Origin of the sequence: Mycobacterium sp. (genome assembly GCF_035314905.1) — a bacterium.
Classification (GTDB): Bacteria; Actinomycetota; Actinomycetes; order Mycobacteriales; family Mycobacteriaceae; genus Mycobacterium.
On sequence record NZ_DATFYW010000185.1, the window covers coordinates 14277 to 30153 of the forward strand.

Annotated in this window: 12 protein-coding genes and 1 pseudogene; 4 read left to right on the forward strand and 9 right to left on the reverse strand. The window is 69.6% G+C overall.

Features of this window, described 5'->3' with window-relative positions:
• Positions 1–43: 43 nt before the first annotated feature.
• A complete protein-coding gene (locus tag VKG81_RS16210) occupies positions 44–1684 on the forward strand; it encodes an FAD-dependent monooxygenase (RefSeq protein WP_324397581.1) in 1641 nt (546 codons plus the stop codon).
• A 45-nt stretch (positions 1685–1729) separates the two neighbouring features.
• Entirely contained in the window at positions 1730–2311 is a 582-nt protein-coding gene (locus VKG81_RS16215) for a DUF1707 SHOCT-like domain-containing protein (protein WP_324397582.1), read from the forward strand.
• Positions 2312–2372: 61 nt separating this feature from the next.
• Here VKG81_RS16215 and VKG81_RS16220 read toward each other — a convergent pair whose 3' ends face one another.
• From VKG81_RS16220 to VKG81_RS16245, 6 genes are read right to left on the reverse strand one after another with little or no spacing between them, the layout of a single operon-like run.
• Entirely contained in the window at positions 2373–4379 is a 2007-nt protein-coding gene (locus tag VKG81_RS16220; RefSeq protein ID WP_324397583.1) for a VWA domain-containing protein, read from the reverse strand.
• On the reverse strand, positions 4372–5754 hold the full coding sequence (locus VKG81_RS16225; protein ID WP_324397584.1) for an ATP-binding protein: 1383 nt from the start codon (positions 5752–5754) through the stop codon (positions 4372–4374). Before VKG81_RS16225 ends, VKG81_RS16220 begins: the two co-directional genes overlap by 8 nt.
• Positions 5755–5801: 47 nt before the next feature.
• Positions 5802–7373, reverse strand: a complete 1572-nt coding sequence (purH, locus tag VKG81_RS16230) for a bifunctional phosphoribosylaminoimidazolecarboxamide formyltransferase/IMP cyclohydrolase (RefSeq protein WP_324397585.1) — start codon at positions 7371–7373, stop codon at positions 5802–5804.
• Positions 7370–7999, reverse strand: coding sequence for a phosphoribosylglycinamide formyltransferase (gene purN, locus VKG81_RS16235; RefSeq protein WP_324397586.1), 630 nt, complete (start codon positions 7997–7999; stop codon positions 7370–7372). Before purN ends, purH begins: the two co-directional genes overlap by 4 nt.
• A gap of 9 nt (positions 8000–8008) precedes the next feature.
• Positions 8009–9304 (reverse strand): DUF6350 family protein, encoded by a 1296-nt coding sequence (locus VKG81_RS16240; protein ID WP_324397587.1) that lies wholly within the window; start codon positions 9302–9304, stop codon positions 8009–8011.
• Positions 9305–9339: 35 nt separating this feature from the next.
• On the reverse strand, positions 9340–10182 hold the full coding sequence (locus VKG81_RS16245) for a DUF5336 domain-containing protein (protein ID WP_324397588.1): 843 nt from the start codon (positions 10180–10182) through the stop codon (positions 9340–9342).
• A 225-nt stretch (positions 10183–10407) separates the two neighbouring features.
• On the opposite strand from VKG81_RS16245, the gene VKG81_RS16250 reads away from it, so the two are divergent.
• The gene (locus tag VKG81_RS16250; RefSeq protein WP_324397589.1) at positions 10408–11256 is read left to right on the forward strand and encodes an LLM class F420-dependent oxidoreductase; all 849 of its coding nucleotides are present in this window, start codon (positions 10408–10410) and stop codon (positions 11254–11256) included.
• Between the two features lie 8 nt (positions 11257–11264).
• Here VKG81_RS16250 and VKG81_RS16255 read toward each other — a convergent pair whose 3' ends face one another.
• The 3 genes from VKG81_RS16255 to sucC are packed head-to-tail and all read right to left on the reverse strand — an operon-like array spanning position 11265 to position 14858.
• Positions 11265–12782 (reverse strand): acetyl-CoA acetyltransferase, encoded by a 1518-nt coding sequence (locus VKG81_RS16255; RefSeq protein WP_324397590.1) that lies wholly within the window; start codon positions 12780–12782, stop codon positions 11265–11267.
• Positions 12779–13678, reverse strand: a complete 900-nt coding sequence (gene sucD / locus VKG81_RS16260; RefSeq protein WP_324397591.1) for a succinate--CoA ligase subunit alpha — start codon at positions 13676–13678, stop codon at positions 12779–12781. The genes VKG81_RS16255 and sucD overlap by 4 nt, the downstream gene beginning before the upstream one ends.
• A gap of 13 nt (positions 13679–13691) precedes the next feature.
• Positions 13692–14858, reverse strand: coding sequence for an ADP-forming succinate--CoA ligase subunit beta (gene sucC, locus VKG81_RS16265; protein ID WP_324397592.1), 1167 nt, complete (start codon positions 14856–14858; stop codon positions 13692–13694).
• A gap of 277 nt (positions 14859–15135) precedes the next feature.
• Here sucC and VKG81_RS16270 point away from each other — a divergent pair.
• Positions 15136–15877, forward strand: a pseudogene (locus VKG81_RS16270) (M23 family peptidase); the annotation flags it as partial.

Below are 15877 nucleotides of genomic sequence, written 5' to 3' on the forward strand. Positions count from 1 at the left end.
TGTCTACCATTAGATGGTGTCTCCCCGTAATGGAGGTGAAACCATGTCCAAAGACCGTCACCCCGTCCTGATCGTCGGCGCAGGCGCCGCCGGCCTGTCCGCATCGGCGCTGCTCGCGCAGCACGGCGTCACGTCGCAGCTCATCGAGAAGCGCCGCGAGATCTTCGTGTACCCGAAGGCCCGTAACCTGACCTTCCGCAGCCTCGAGATACTGCGCGCGTTGGGTGTCGGCGACGCGGTCGACGCGGTTGCCGAACACATCTCGGGCATGGTTGCCAAAACCACCCTCAGCGGCGACGAGGAAGCCGCGGTGATCGACACCGATTTCTTCCCCAGCTCCGAGGGCCTGAGCCCGGAGCCTTTCGGAAGGTACTGCCCGCAAAGCAGATTGGAGCCCATCCTGCTGGCCGAAGCCCGGCGGCGGGGCAGCGAGGTGCGCTACGGCGTCGAACTGGAGTCGTTCACCCAGGACGAGGCGGCCGTCGTCGCGACCATCAGGGACCTCGAAACCGGTGCGCTGTCGGAGGTGCGCGCCGATTACCTGTTGGCCGCGGACGGCACCCACAGCCCGGTCCGGAAACAGCTGGGCATCAGCACGTCGGGGTTCGGCCAGATACCGATCTTCGTCGTATTCATCTACTTTCGGGCGCCATGGCGCCGGTTCGTCCCGGGCGTAGGCGACGGTGACGCCGTCAAAATCGAGAACGCGGATGTGACAGGGATATTCGTCGTCGCGCAGGGTGATCTCGGTGTGTTCATCACCACCTACTTCCCCACCCAGGGTGAAACCATCGATCAGTTCACACACGAGCGGTGCCACGAGATGCTGCTCAAGGCGATCGGCGCGCCCATCGACGTGGAAGTCGTCGACGTCGCGCCGTGGCAACCCTTCGAACAGGTCGCCGACGAGTTCCGCTGCCGACGAGTGTTTCTGGTCGGCGACTCGGCGCACACCATGCCACCGTTCAAGGGCGGAGGGGCCAACACGGCCATCCAAAGCGCACACAATCTGGCATGGAAGGTCGCCGCGGTGCTGCACGGGACCGCGGGCCCGGGGCTTCTCGACACCTACCACACCGAGCGTCACCCGGTGGCACGGTTCGCCGCGCGCCAGTCGCTGACCGGCCCTGCCGCGGAGTTGCTTCGGCTGGGAGACGACCGCCCGCGCCTTCCGGCCGACGAAGAGCGGCCGATGTTCTACATGATCGCCGGATACAAATACCGCTCCGCGGCGGTGGTGTCCGACGAACCGGCCCCGCCCGACGCGGACGCCGCCGAACTCGTGGACGGCGAGCAACTGCGGGGCGAACCCGGAACCAGGGTGCCCCATGCCTGGATGGAACGCGACGGAGTACGGGTGTCCTCGCTCGAGCTTCTCGGAACCGGGTTCACGTTATTCACCGGCTCGGCCGACATCGGATGGGTCAGCGCGGCAGACGCGGTCTCGGCATCCCTCGGCGTCCCGATCGATGTCTGTCGTGTCGGGCCGGACACCGACGTACGCGACGTCGAAGGCCGCTGGGCTCGGCTCACCCGGCTGCCGCCCGACGGCGCGCTTCTGGTGCGTCCCGACGACTTCGTCGGCTGGCGGGCCGACAGTCTCGTTACGTCGGAAGAACGCGAACTGACCAGGGCGCTCCGCCAGATTCTCGCGCGGCCGGAGGATCATGGCCGACCATCTTGATGGTTCCCTGTGCAGCGCCGCGAGCACGCCGTAGGCTCGATGCCGATGACCAGCAACACACCTGCGCGAAACGCGGCGCCGCGTGCCGCCGACACCGACCGCATCCAGGTCGCGCAGTTGCTGACCGACGCCGCCGCGCAGGGCCAACTGCAGATGGGCGAGTACGAGGACCGACTGTCGAAGGTGTATGCGGCCCAGACCTACGAGGAGCTCGACCGGCTCAGCGCCGACCTGCCCGGGATGGCGCGACCGCTTCGCCGAGGGGCATGTCATCCGGCGCCGTCGACGTTGCTGCTGGCCATCATGAGCGGATTCGAGCGTCGCGGCCGATGGAATGTGCCGCGGCGGCTGACGACGTTCGCCCTGTTGGGGGGCGGCGTCATCGACCTGCGCTACGCCGACTTCACGTCGCCCGAGGTCGAAATCCGCTCCTACTCGATCATGGGGGGCCAGACCATCCTGGTGCCCCCGGAAGTCAACGTCGACGTTCGCGGGCACGGGGTGATGGGCGCCTTCGACCACAGCGCCGAGGGCGAAGGCACGCCGGGCGCTCCGCACGTCACCATCAAGGGCTTTTCGCTGTGGGGCAGCGTCGGCACCAAGCGCAAAGGCCGCAAGCGCACGTAACGCCGTGCACGCGCGGCGGCCACGGGTCCCACGAGGGGGCCCAGGAAAGCGCCTGACCGGCTCAGCGGCGCTTGCGTGACCGCAGATAGTCGCCGACGACCGCGGCGCCCAACCCGTCGAGATCCGGCACGACGACACGGCCCTCCACCCGGCGGGCCACCTGGTCGATGAAGCGTGCCAGACCAGGGTCGTTGCCCAGCCGGAAGATGGTCACCTGCGCGCCCAACCTGGCCACGTCGTCGAAGCCCTTCACGGTGTGCGCGATGGTCCGCGGATGCGGCGGGTAGTCGAAGAACACCTGTGCCGGCTCAGAACCCGGCTCGCCGTAGGAGATGCCGCCCTCCAGATGAGCGGTCGGCTCGCCGTCGGTGACCACCAGCACCACCGGCTGCGCGCTCGGGTGCCTGCGCAGGTGGCGTCCCGCCAGAGCCAGCGCGTGGTGCAGGTTCGTGCCCTGCTCGTAGACACCCTCGAGCCCGGTGAGCTCGGCCGCGGTCATCGTCCGGGCGTACCGCCCGAACGCGATGATCTGCAGCGCGTCGGAGCGAAATCTGGTGCTCACCAAATGGTTCAACGCCAGGGCGGTGCGCTTCATCGGCAACCAGCGGTTCTCCATCACCATCGAGAACGAGGTGTCCACCAGCAGGGCCACCGCGGCCTGCGTGCGGGACTCCGTTTCTGACACCTCGACGTCGTCCACGGTCAGTGCGATCGGCCCATCGGCAGCCCTGGCCCGGGTGCCGGCCTGCCGCAGCACCGCGTTGGTCAACGTCCGCGTCACGTTCCACGGCTCGGTGTCGCCGAACTGCCAGGGCCGCGTGGCGCCGGTCAGCTCGCCGGCCGCCCCCGCGCGCCGGGTGTCCCGCTCGCCGTTTCGGCCGGACAGCTGCTGCGCGACGTCACTCAGCGCGGTCTGCCCCAACTGGCGCATCGCCTTCGGCGACAGCCGCCACTGCCCGTCGGAGCCGCGGTCCAGGAAACCCTGGTTCAGCAGGGCGCGCTCGAGCTCCGCGAGGGTGCGGGCATCGACCGCGGCCCGGTCACCGAGCTGGCGGGCCAGCGCGTCGAGGTCGACGTCGTCCATCGTCGCGCCCGCGTAACTCTGCGACAGCGCCTCGGCCAGCTGCTCCAACTCGGCGATGTCGGCCAGCGCCTGGGTGCCCTCGCCCATCCCCAGCGGATCGTCACCGGAAAACCGCGACGAGCCGGTCCAGTCCTCCCCCGGCCGCGCGGCCTGCAGGTGCGCGTCCAGCCGGCCGAGCGCCTGCTGCAAGGCGGGCGAACCGAATGCCTGCATTGCCAGCGCGTCCAATTCCGCGCGCTGGTCGGCGGAGAGGCTGTTGCGGAAGCGCTGCGCGGCGGCGGCGCGCTTGGCCAGCGAGTCGAGCAGCTCTTCGACGTTGCGCGGGTTCTCGGGGAAGAACTCGCCGTGCCTGGCCATGAAGTTCTCGAAGTCCTGCTGGGTGTCCTGGCCACGCGCGTGCTTGTCGAGCAGGTCGTTGAGGTCGTCGAGCATCTCGCTGACGCGCTGACGGTCTTCGTCGGTGGCGCCCTCGAGTGCCTGCTTCATGCCCGCGAAGCGCTGGTCGAGCATCTCGCGGCCGAGCAGATCCTTGATCTGCTCGTATTTTTCGCGCGCCTCGCCGCTGCGCCAGTGGTAATCGGAGAGCTCCTGCACCGCCTTCGCCGGCGACGGTGACAACGACTCCAGCTGCAGCTCGCTGAACCGGGCGTCGTCGTCCAGCGCGCGGGCCAGCTCTTTGCGCTCGGCCAGCACCGCCTCGTCGAGCAGCTTCTTGATCTGCTGGAGGGTGCCGTCAAGGTTATTGTGCCGCAACAACTCCCGTCGCCTGCGATTCGCCTCGGCGGCCAGCCGGTCGGCGCCGGGGGTGTTCTTGGTGCCGCGGCGCAGCAACTCGGACAGCGCGCGACGCGGCGAGGTGCCCTCCATCACGTCGCGCCCGATCTGCTCGAGTGCCTCGCGCAGGTCGACCGGCGGCGCCAACGGGTCGGGGCCTCCGGAGTAGGCGGAGTAGCGCGAGGACCGCCCGTGCCCATGCCTAGCCATAGACCGTTTCTTTCTCGTCGGTCACTTTGTCGATGCGTTTGGCGAGATACAACGCCTCCAGCGCCAGCTCGACGGCCGCCGCACGCTCGCCGTCGGACTTCGCGCCCACGCGCCTTGCGATCGCCTGGACGGCCGGCAGGTCGGGCAGCGCGGCCAGCACGTCCTTGGCCGACACCCGCTCACCGGTGGTGACCGGCGACCCCTGTTCGATGGCGACGACGATCGGACCGACGTCGATGCCGCCGAGCAGCTTCTGCGCGGTGTCCGCGGTGGCGCGGCGCAGCAGATGCTCCAGCACGGCCTGCTCCCGGCCCTCCTCGCCGGATTCGAACTCGAGCTTTCCGCGCAGGACGTCGATCACCGTGGACAGGTCGACGACGCGGGCCACGGGATCCTGCTCGCCGAGCACCGCGGAGCGGTGCCGCGCCGACGCGGCGACGGTCTCGGCGGCCGCGATCGCGAACCGCGCCGACACCCCGGACCGCTGGTCGATCGAGCTCGATTCACGCAGGTACCGGGCGAACCTGGCGAGGATCTGCATCAAGTACACGGGCACCTGCGCCGCGAGATGGGCTTCCTGGGTGATGACGCCCACCTCGGCGTCCAGTTCGGCCGGGTAGTGAGTGCGGATCTCGGCGCCGAACCGGTCCTTCAGCGGGGTGATGATGTGGCCGCGGTTGGTGTAGTCCTCCGGGTTGGCGCTGGCGACCACGACCACGTCCAGCGGGAGCCGCAGCGTGTAACCGCGGACCTGGATGTCGCGCTCTTCCATCACGTTGAGCATCGCGACCTGGATCCGCTCGGCAAGGTCGGGCAGCTCGTTGACCGCGACGATGCCGCGGTGGGCGCGCGGGATGAGCCCGTAGGCGATCGTCTCGGGGTCGCCGAGGCTGCGGCCCTGGGCGACTTTGATCGGGTCGACGTCGCCGACAAGGTCCGCGACGCTGGTGTCCGGCGTGGCCAGCTTCTCGAAGTAGCGCTCGCTGCGGTGCTTCCACGCGACCGGCAGCTCATCGCCCAGCTCAGCGGCCCGGCGGATCGACTCCGGCGTGATCGGGTGGTACGGATGTTCGCCCAGCTCGGCGCCGGCGATCACCGGTGTCCACTCGTCGAGCAGCCCCTGCAGCGACCGCAGCAGCCGGGTCTTGCCCTGACCGCGCTCGCCGAGCAGCACGAAGTCGTGACCGGCGATCAGCGCCCGCTCGACCTGCGGCAACACGGTGTCCTCGAAGCCGAGAATGCCCGGCCAGGTGTCTTCGCCTTCGGCCAGCGACGTGAGCAGGTTCTCGCGGATTTCCTGCTTGACGCCGCGCTCGCGGTGTCCGGATGCGCGCAGCTCGCCGAGGGTGCGGGGCTGATGGTTAGGTGCAGTCACTACTCCACGCTACGACTGCCCGGGCGGTGAGGCATTCCGCCGGGGCGTCAGTGGGCGAAGTGGCGCGCGCCGGTGTGGTACATCGTGACGCCGGCGTCGGTGCCCGCCCGGGTGACGATGTCGTCGCGCATCGACCCGCCGGGGTGCACGACCGCCTTCACACCGGCGGCGGTCAGGGCCTGCAGACCGTCGGGGAACGGGAAGAACGCGTCGGACGCCGCGACGGCACCGCGCACCCGGTCGCCGCCGCGCGCAACGGCCAGCCGCGCGGCGTCGAAGCGGTTGACCTGGCCCATGCCGACCCCGACGGTCGCGCCGCCGCGGGCGATGACGATCGCGTTCGATTTCACCGCCCGGCAGGTGCGCCACGCGAATTTCAGGTCGGCGAGGGTGTCCGCGTCCGCCGGTGCGCCGGCGACCAGCGTCCAGTTGGCCGGGTCATCGCCCGCGGCGTCCAGCGCGTCGCGGTCCTGCAGCAGCAGCCCACCGCTGATCTGGCGCATCTCGGTGCCGCCGACGGCGGGTTCCGCGGCGACGAGGATGCGGATGTTCTTCTTGCGGGACAACACCTCAACCGCACCGTCCTGGAAGGCGGGCGCGATGATCACCTCGGTGAAGATGTCGGCGACGGTCTCGGCCATCTCAACGCTGACCCCGGTGTTGGCCGCGATCACCCCGCCGAATGCGCTGAGCGGGTCGCATTCGTGTGCCTTGCGATGCGCGTCGGCGATCGACGCCGACGAGATCGCGATGCCGCACGGGTTGGCGTGCTTGATGATCGCCACGCACATCTCCTCGTGGTCGAACGCGGCGCGCCACGCGGCATCGGCGTCGGTGAAGTTGTTGTAGGACATCTCTTTTCCGTGCAGCTGCTCGGCCTGAGCAAGGCCGGGCCACGCGCTGTCGTCGACGTAGAGCGCGGCGTTCTGGTGCGGGTTCTCGCCGTAGCGCAACACCGCCGACCGCCGCCACGTGCCAGCGAACCACGCCGGCAGCGGCTGCGGCGGATCCTCGGGTGACAGCGTCGATGCCGTCCAGCTCGCAACCGCCACGTCGTATTCTGCTGTGTGCCGAAAGGCCAACGCCGCCAGTTTCTTTCGCTCGTCGAGAGTGAAACCGCCCGCGCGCACCGCCGCCAGCACGCCGGCATAGCCGAGGGGCTCCACCACCACCGCGACGCTGGCGTGGTTCTTGGCGGCGGCGCGCACCATCGACGGGCCGCCGATGTCGATCTGCTCGACGCACTCGTCGACGCCGGCGCCGGCGGCCACCGTCTCGGTGAACGGGTACAGGTTGACCACCACCAGGTCGAACGGCTCGATGCCGAGCCGGTGCAGCGCGGCCAGGTGCTCCGGGTTGCGGGTGTCGGCGAGCAGACCGGCGTGCACGTGCGGATGCAACGTCTTGACCCGGCCGTCCAGCACCTCGGGGAAGCCCGTCACGAACTCGACGGGAGTCACCGGGATCCCTTTGTCTGCAATGGTTTTGGCGGTCGACCCGGTGGACACGATGTCGACGCCGGCGTCCTGCAGACCACGCGCGAGCCCGACCAGACCGGTCTTGTCGTAGACGCTGATCAGTGCGCGCCGAATCGGCCTGCGCCCGTAGTAGCCCGTCATCCTATGGCTGCCTTTCGCCCCGTCCAGGTCACGCCGCGGGTGGCAACAGCGGCCAGAACATCCACCAGTAACCGTCGTTCGACGACCTTAATCCGCTCGTGGAGCGTCGCTTCGTCGTCGCCGTCGAGCACCGGGACCACCTCCTGCGCCAGGATCGGGCCGGTGTCCATGCCCGCGTCGACGAGATGCACGGTGCAGCCGGTCACCTTCACGCCGTAATCCAGCGTCTCCGTGACCGCGTGCGCGCCGGGAAAGGCCGGCAGCAGCGCGGGATGGGTGTTCAGCACGCGGCCGATGAATCGCGAAAGAAACTGGGGACCAAGCATTTTCATGAAGCCCGCCGAGACGATCAGGTCCGGCTGGTTGGCAAGGGTCGCCTCGGTGATCGCGGCGTCCCACGCGGTGCGGTCGGGGTAGTGCGGCAGCCGCACGGTGTAGGTCGGCACGCCGGCCGCCTTGGCGATGTCGACGGCCGGGCAGTCGCGGTCCACGCCCACGGCCACCACGCGGCCCGGGTAGTCGCCGCGCGCCGCCTCCAGCAGCGACGCCAGCAGCGAACCCGTCCCGGAGGCCAGAACGACCAGCCGTGCCGGTGCGCTCGGGGGCACGCGGAGCGGCTGCTGCACGCTGAGAGCCTAATCGGCGGGTTCGTCGCTGTTGACGCCCAGGTCGCTTCGCTCCGGCGGGTGGGCTTCGTCGGGTGCCTCCCCGTCCCCGACCCGCTCGGGGGGCGCCTGGGGCCGCGGCCGCGGCTCGTCCCCGACCCGCTCGGGGGGCGCCTGCGGCCGCGGCGGCCGCGCGATCCCGCCCGACATCGCGACGGTGACGCCACCGACCGCGACGAACCACAGGAACACCGCGGCCGCGAACGTGCCCTGGTCGACGCCGACATCACCGAAATTGCCCAACCGACCGCCGGCGGCATAGCCGAGCAGCGCCATCACCACCGCGCCCGCGGCGGCGGCGAGCACCAGTTTGACCGTTGCCGCGAGAAGCGGCAGCGGCCGCCGGGCACACTGCTGGCCCAGCACCACGCCCGCGGCGGCACCGACGATCAGCAACGCCACCCACACCGGGCCCAGCGGAGGCGTCGGCGCGGCCGCCAGCACGGGCAGCGCCGGAAGGTCGCCCCCGAACACCGTGAACGAGCTGAACGTCGCCACACCGACGTGCACGCTGGAGCCGACCGCGACCGCCGACGTGCCGACGATGACGTTGGGGATGTAGAGCACCGACAGCAATGTCAGGCTCAGCTGGCCGAACAGCGAATCGGTGATCGAGTAAAGCTCGTGCATCGTGCCCCAGTGCACGATCAGCGAACCCGCGGTGACCGCGCCGGACAGGCCGAACAACGCCAGCACACCCGCCGCGGCTGCGCGCGCCGAGTCGGCCAGCCAGTCCGGCAGAGGCGACGCGTGCAGCAGCCGGCGCCCGGCCCGCGATCCGACGCCGAACACGGAGCCGATCGCATGGACGGCGAGCACGCCGCCGAAGGCCCGCAGCGCGCTGGGCGTCTGCAGCTGGGTCAGCACCGACGCGGCGTCGTGGATCACCGCCAGTGCGATCGCGGCGATCAACAGCGGTCCACCAATCGCCGACGCGACGATCCAGCGGATCACAAACCACGAACCCCGCGGCGGCGTCGCATGCGCGGTGGTGCGTGCCGTGCCCCACACCATCGCGAGCACCGGCAGCAGCGGCATGACGCCCAGCTCGCGGCCGCCGATGTAGACCGGCACCTGATGCACGCCGAGCCAGATGCTGGCGATGGCGCCGAACGCACCGGTCATGTCGCTGCCGGCGACGACGAGCTGGATCAGCACCACCGCAGCGATCACGAGCAGCGCCACCAACGAGGGCCCGAACGCCACGGTCAGCAATTCCCGCGCCTGGCGCGTCCCCGCCTCCCGGTTGCGGTCGGTACCCGTCACTCTTCGCGCAGGGCTCTACTCGGGCTAGCGCATCCTCACGACGGCGGCGGTCCGGACGGAGACGGCGAATTGGACTGCGGATGCGGCTGCACCGGAACCTGCTGGGTCGGCGCCGACTCGTGGCCGCCGTGCTCGTGGCCGGGCGCCTGGCCCGGGGCCTGGCCGGGCGGCTGGGCGTAGGTCGGGAAACCGGTCGGAGGCGTCGGCGGCCCCGACTGCTGGCCGCCCGCCGGGAAGCCGGCGGTCGGCGGCGGGTAGCCGCCGTACTGGGGGTAGGCCGGGCGCTGGCCGAGGTTCTGCTGTGGCTGCGACGGCGGGGTGTGTTGCTGGGGACCCTGGCCGGGCTGGCCGTAGTAGCCGCCGTACTGCGGGTACTGGTCGTATTTCGGCCGCGGCGCCGGCGGAGTGATGACGCCGGACTCGAGGAGCAGCGCGCCGACCGCGGCGACGGCCTGCAGCCCGGCGACGACCACAATCACGATCAGCGCCCAGCCAACGGACAGAAAGCTCGGCTTGGTGATCAGCTCGGAGATGGCCAGCAGGAAGCCGAGGACGGCGATCACGGAGACGACAGCGGTGTAGTTGCGCGCCTTGGGCAGCAGCGCGACCGCCGCAAGCAGCGCGGCGAGCACCAGCGCGACGATCTCGAAGCTGCCGCCGGTGATGGTCGAGCCACCCATCGTGCCGATCTCGCTGGACTTCCACACCGGGCCGAAGCTGACCAGATAGCCGGCCAGCCCGAGGACCACGACCGCGGCCAGCAGATACACGGGCACCTTGCTGGGGCCCTCCTCCACTCTGGAGAACTGCGTCGTCGGCGCATACGGGCCGTGCTGGGATGCGGGCGGGTAACCGGACCCGCCGGTTGAATACGTCATAGCCTCTCCAGTGCTGTTGGGCGCCGCGACTCTGGCGGCGCTGCGTCGGATCGGTGGTCGTGGACCACGCTAGCGCACCGAACTGAGGCCCGGCAGCCATCCCACTCCCGTTCTCGGGGCCGGGCCGAGCGCGCGGTTTCGGACAAGACGCGCCGAAGCGCCCGTCCTCGCCGGCGACGGTAGCCGCCTTGCCATCCCGGACTGAAACACGTTCTAATTCGGGGCATGGATTACGGGCTCGTTCTGTTCACCAGCGACCGTGGCATCAAACCCGCCGCGGCGGCGCGGCTGGCCGAGGATCACGGTTTCCACACGTTCTACGTGCCGGAGCACACCCACATCCCGGTGAAGCGCGAGGCGGCCCATCCCACGACGGGCGACGCGTCACTGCCCGACGACCGCTACATGCGAACGCTGGATCCGTGGGTCAGCCTCGGGGCCGCGTCGGCGGTGACGTCCCGGATCCGGCTGTCGACCGCGGTCGCGCTGCCGGTCGAACACGACCCGATCACGCTGGCCAAGAGCATCGCGTCGCTGGATCACCTGTCGGGCGGGCGTGTTTCGGTCGGCGTGGGATTCGGTTGGAACACTGACGAACTCAGCGATCACGGGGTGCCGCCGGGGCGGCGCCGCACGATGCTTCGCGAGTACCTGGAAGCGATGCGCGCGCTGTGGACGCAGGAGGAAGCCGCCTACGACGGCGAGTTCGTGCGCTTCGGGCCGAGCTGGGCGTGGCCCAAGCCGGTGCAGTCGCACATACCGATCCTGGTCGGCGCGGCGGCCAACGAAAAGAACTTCACCTGGATCGCCCGCAGCGCGGACGGATGGATCACCACGCCGCGCGACCACGAGATCGACGAGCCGGTGCGGATGCTGCACGACATCTGGTCCGGCGCCGGACGCGACGGCGCGCCGCAGATCGTCGCGCTGGACTTCAAGCCGGTGCCCGAGCGGCTCGCGAAGTGGGCCGAACTCGGCGTGACCGAGGTGCTCTACGGCCTGCCGGACCGGTCCGAGGACGACGTGCGGGCCTACGTGGAGCGGCTCGCCGGGAAGCTGGCGGCCCTCGTCTAGGCCGGCGGTCAGGCCAGCGCGGCCCGGTTGCCGTATTCGAAGGACTTCACCACGATCGGCGCGCCGAGGGGGTCGGCGCCGGTCAACAGCCCGACCAGGTCCTCGTCCTTTGTCGTGGCGAGGAACCGGCGCCCGTCGACGTCGAGCCGGCCGACGACGATGCCGGTGCGTACCGGCCAGTCGTAGCGCACGCTGTAGGTCTCGATCGTCGCCGGCCCGTCCGCGGTGACGGTCACGGGCACCTTCGGGAACCGCCCGACCTCGTCCTGCAAAGCGGCGCTGTGATCGGCAGACCAGTCGGCCGCCCCGGTGGAGTAGACGCCGACCGAGTACTTCGACATGATGCCGCCGTTGGCGCCGACGAGGCCGAATTGTCCTGGCCGGTCGCGCATCCGGATGACGGTTTCGGCAATGGCGTGCATCGAGTAGTTGTTGCCGGGGCCGCCGAAGAACGGCAGTCCGCCGGTGAGGGTCAGGCCCCGCGGGTCGTCGGTGGCCAGCCCCAGCCCGTCGCAGAGGTTGAACACCGGGACCGGGAAGCAGCTGTAGAGGTCGAACGTCGCGACGTCGTCGAGGCCGATGCCGGCGACCGCCAGCGCCTCGCGAGCCGCCATCACCGACGCGGGGCTGCTGCCCAGGTCGACGCGTTCGAGCAGCGGCTGCTCCACCACGTCGGCGTGCCCGCGCAGATAGACCCACTTCTCTTCGGGCACGCCGAGGCGGCGCGCCGCCGCGTCGGACATCAACAGCGCGGCCGCACCCTGGTTGACCTGGTCGCGGGCCACCAACAGCCGCGGGTACGGGTCACAGATCATCCGGTTGTCGTCGGTGACGGTGGTCAGCTCCTCGACCGAGCGCTCCACCGGTGACGCCGAGAAACGGTTCTTCGCCGCGACTTTCGTGAACGGCGCGAACAGCTCGCCCATCCGTTGCCGGTAGTCGGGCGGGCTGAGACCCAGCCGGGCCCGGCGCGCGTTCTCCAGCAGCCCGTACTGAACCGGTGCCCCGACCAGGCCGTGACCGATCGTGTAGGAGTTGAAGATGCCGTCGTAGCCGAACCCGCGGTCCTCGAGCTGGCCGTCGACGGTCTCGGAGAAGTCGGGCTTGTCGTCGGCCTTCGCGAAGTGGCGCTCGGTCGAGACGGCATCGGATCCGAACACCATCGCGACGTCGCACCCGCCCGCCGCGATCGCGCCGGCCAGTTCCGTGACCAGGTGCTGCGGCCCCTGCCCCCCGATGACTTCCAGGATCGCGCGGGCCGGCCCGGCGCCCACGCGCCGGGCCACGGAGCGTGGATAGTTCGTCGACTTCCCCAGCGGGGCGGGGACCGGGCCGGAGATCTCGAACTGACGCACCCCGGCCACGGTGTCGACGGCCCGCGCCACCGCGGCGACGTCGGCGCCGCAGTCCGCCAATGCCGCCCTGGCGGCCGCCGTCGCGAGCTCCACCGACGACATGCCGCGATAGCCCGGGTCGTCGAGGCGCTCGGCCGACTGCCCGACCCCGACGATGACCGGTCGGCTCACGCCGAGAGCATCTCGCGGGCCAGCGCCGCCGTCTCGGACGGCGTCTTGCCGACCCTGACGCCGGCCGCCTCGAGAGCCTCCTTCTTCGCGGCGGCGGTGCCCGACGAGCCCGAGACGATCGCGCCGGCATGGCCCATCGTCTTGCCTTCGGGCGCAGTGAAACCGGCAACGTACCCGATGACCGGCTTGGAGACGTGGGCCTTGATGTAGTCGGCCGCGCGTTCTTCGGCGTCGCCGCCGATCTCGCCGATCATCACGATGACCTTGGTGTCCGGGTCCTTCTCGAACGCCTCGATCGCGTCGATGTGGGTGGTGCCGATCACCGGGTCGCCGCCGATGCCGATCGCGGTGGAGAAGCCGAAATCCCTGAGCTCGTACATCATCTGGTAGGTCAGCGTGCCCGACTTCGAGACCAGCCCGATCGGGCCGCTGCCGGTGATGTTGGCCGGGATGATCCCGGCGAGCGCCTCTCCGGGGGTGATGACGCCCGGGCAGTTGGGCCCGACGATGCGCGTCTTGTTGCCCTTGTGCACGTTGTATGCCCACGCGTATGCCGTGTCCTGCACCGGAATTCCCTCGGTGATCACGACCAGCAGCGGGATCTCGGCGTCGATGGCCTCGATGATCGCATCCTTGGCGAACTTCGGCGGCACGAAGACGACGGACACGTCCGCGCCGGTCTCCTTCATCGCCTCCACAACGGTGCCGAACACCGGCAGCTCAACGTCATTGCCGGCGGCGTCTTTGTGCGTGACCGTGGTGCCGGCCTTGCGGGCGTTGACACCACCCACCAGCCGCGTGCCGGCCTTGAGCATGCGCGCGGTGTGGATGCCGCCCTCGTTGCCGGTGATGCCCTGGACGATGACTTTGGAATCTTTGTTCAGGAAAATTGCCATGTCGGTAGTCCTTTCAGGCGTTCGCCGCCAGCGCGGCCGCCTTGTCGGCGGCCTCGTCCATGGTCGGCACCATCGTCACCAGCGGGTGGTTCGCCTCGGCCAAGATGCGGCGGCCCTCCTCGACGTTGTTGCCGTCCAATCGGACCACCAGCGGCTTGTTGGCCTCGGCACCAAGGATTTTCAGCGCGTTGACGATGCCGTTGGCCACCGCGTCGCAAGCGGTGATCCCGCCGAACACGTTCACGAAGACGCTCTTGACCTGCTCGTCACCGAGGATCACGTCCAGGCCGGCCGCCATGACCTCCGCGGAGGCGCCGCCGCCGATGTCGAGGAAGTTCGCCGGCTTGATCCCGCCGTGCTTCTCGCCTGCGTAGGCCACGACGTCGAGCGTTGACATCACCAGCCCGGCCCCGTTGCCGATGATGCCGACCTGGCCGTCGAGCTTGACGTAGTTCAGGTCATGCTCCTTGGCCTTGAGTTCCAGCGGGTCGGTGGCCTCGCGGTCCTCAAACTGCGCGTGGTCGGGATGGCGGAAGTCCGCGTTCGCGTCGAGGGTGATCTTCGCGTCGAGCGCCAGGATACGGTCGTCGGGTGTGCGCACCAGCGGGTTGACCTCGACCAGGGTGGCGTCTTCCCCGACGAACAACTCCCACAGCTTGGAGATCGTCACCGCCGCGGCGTCGAGCACCTCGGCGGGCAGATGCCCCTGCTCGGCAATCGACCGGGCGAATGCCAGATCGACGCCCTTGACCGGGTCGACCGGGACCCTGGCCAGCCGCCCGGGCTTCGTGGCGGCCACCTCCTCGATCTCCATGCCGCCCTCCACCGAGCACATCGCCAGGTAGGTGCGGTTGGCGCGGTCGAGCAGAAACGAGATGTAGTACTCCTCGGCGATGTCACTGGCCTCGGAGACCAGCAGCTTCTTGACGATGTGGCCCTTGATGTCCAGGCCCAGGATGTTCTGCGCGTGGGTGTAGGCGTCCTCGGGCGTCGCCGCGTACTTCACCCCGCCCGCCTTCCCGCGACCACCGGTCTTGACCTGGGCTTTCACCATCACGGGCTGCCCGATCTCCGCGGCGATCCCGCGCGCGCCCTCGGGCGTGTCCGTCACCCGGCCCGGCGTGGTCGGAACGTTGTGCTTGGCGAACAACTCCTTCGCCTGGTACTCGAAAAGGTCCATAGCTCACTGTCTGTCTGCGCTGACGCGGGTCGGTGGTCGGGCGTGATTCGCTCGGGGGGAACTTTATCGAGCCGACGATGCGCTTCCGGCACCGCATACCACTCGTGTGGCCCATCTCACCGCGAAAGCAAAGTGATTCAAATCACAATCTCGAACGGATTCGGTCCCCGGCTTGCCTGGATCATCGGGCGTTGGTTACCGTCTCCTGAGCCAGATAACGTTATGGTCACGGCGAGAAGGATCCTTAGGGTTGGCTAACCACCGTTCGTTCCGATCCGTGCGTGAGGTCACGACGAACGCCCGCGACCGCTGGGTCGACCCAGCCGGCGCCCCCTGCGACGCCGAAATCACCGACATCATCCCGTTCGACGAGTTCGGCAGCCTCGATGACCCGGAGTTTCTGGACCACTGCGCGTTTGACACCGAGTCCCGGGTGCTGCAGGCGCCCGAACTCGACGACCTGCACGACACCGACAACCTGACGCCGTTGCGGCTGGTGGTGCCCGCCGAGTTCCGGGCTGAACCTGGTGCCCACCGCTACGACGACGACTACGCCTATCACTCGCACCGCGCCGACGTCGGCGACCTGGGCGACTCGGGTGACTTCGGCTCAGGCGTTGGTGACTTCGGCTCAGGCGTTGGTGACTTCGGCTCTGACGTCACCGATGCGCCGGCGCCGCGGGGCCTGCACCGCAAGCCGCCCGTCACCGCCGGGGCCGTCAAGGGGCGGCTGTTGATCGCGGCGATGGCCACCGGAGCCGCCGCCGCGGCCGCGCACTCGGCCGTCAGCACCTCCGACACGCACTCCAGGCCCACCGTGCTCGCCGCCGACGAGTCCGCCCTGGGCGGCGGCACCGTGGAGAGCAGCAAGGGCGTCGAGCTGATCTCCGTCACGCCCGCCGTCAACGCCGCGGTGGCCGGCGAGGAGCTGGCCAAGGGCGTGGCGTTCGCACAGGAACGCGCGGAGCGGGAAGCACGCCTGCAGCGGCCGTTGTACGTGATGCCCACAAAGGGAATTC

Coding starts and splice junctions, on each gene's coding strand:
- VKG81_RS16215 (WP_324397582.1), top strand. CDS start 1,730: ATGACCAGCAACACACCTGCGCGAAACGCGGCGCCGCGTGCCGCCGAC.
- VKG81_RS16210 (WP_324397581.1), top strand. CDS start 44: ATGTCCAAAGACCGTCACCCCGTCCTGATCGTCGGCGCAGGCGCCGCC.
- purH (WP_324397585.1), bottom strand. CDS start 7,373: ATGACGGGCTACTACGGGCGCAGGCCGATTCGGCGCGCACTGATCAGC.
- sucD (WP_324397591.1), bottom strand. CDS start 13,678: ATGGCAATTTTCCTGAACAAAGATTCCAAAGTCATCGTCCAGGGCATC.
- sucC (WP_324397592.1), bottom strand. CDS start 14,858: ATGGACCTTTTCGAGTACCAGGCGAAGGAGTTGTTCGCCAAGCACAAC.
- VKG81_RS16245 (WP_324397588.1), bottom strand. CDS start 10,182: ATGACGTATTCAACCGGCGGGTCCGGTTACCCGCCCGCATCCCAGCAC.
- VKG81_RS16250 (WP_324397589.1), top strand. CDS start 10,408: ATGGATTACGGGCTCGTTCTGTTCACCAGCGACCGTGGCATCAAACCC.
- VKG81_RS16220 (WP_324397583.1), bottom strand. CDS start 4,379: ATGGCTAGGCATGGGCACGGGCGGTCCTCGCGCTACTCCGCCTACTCC.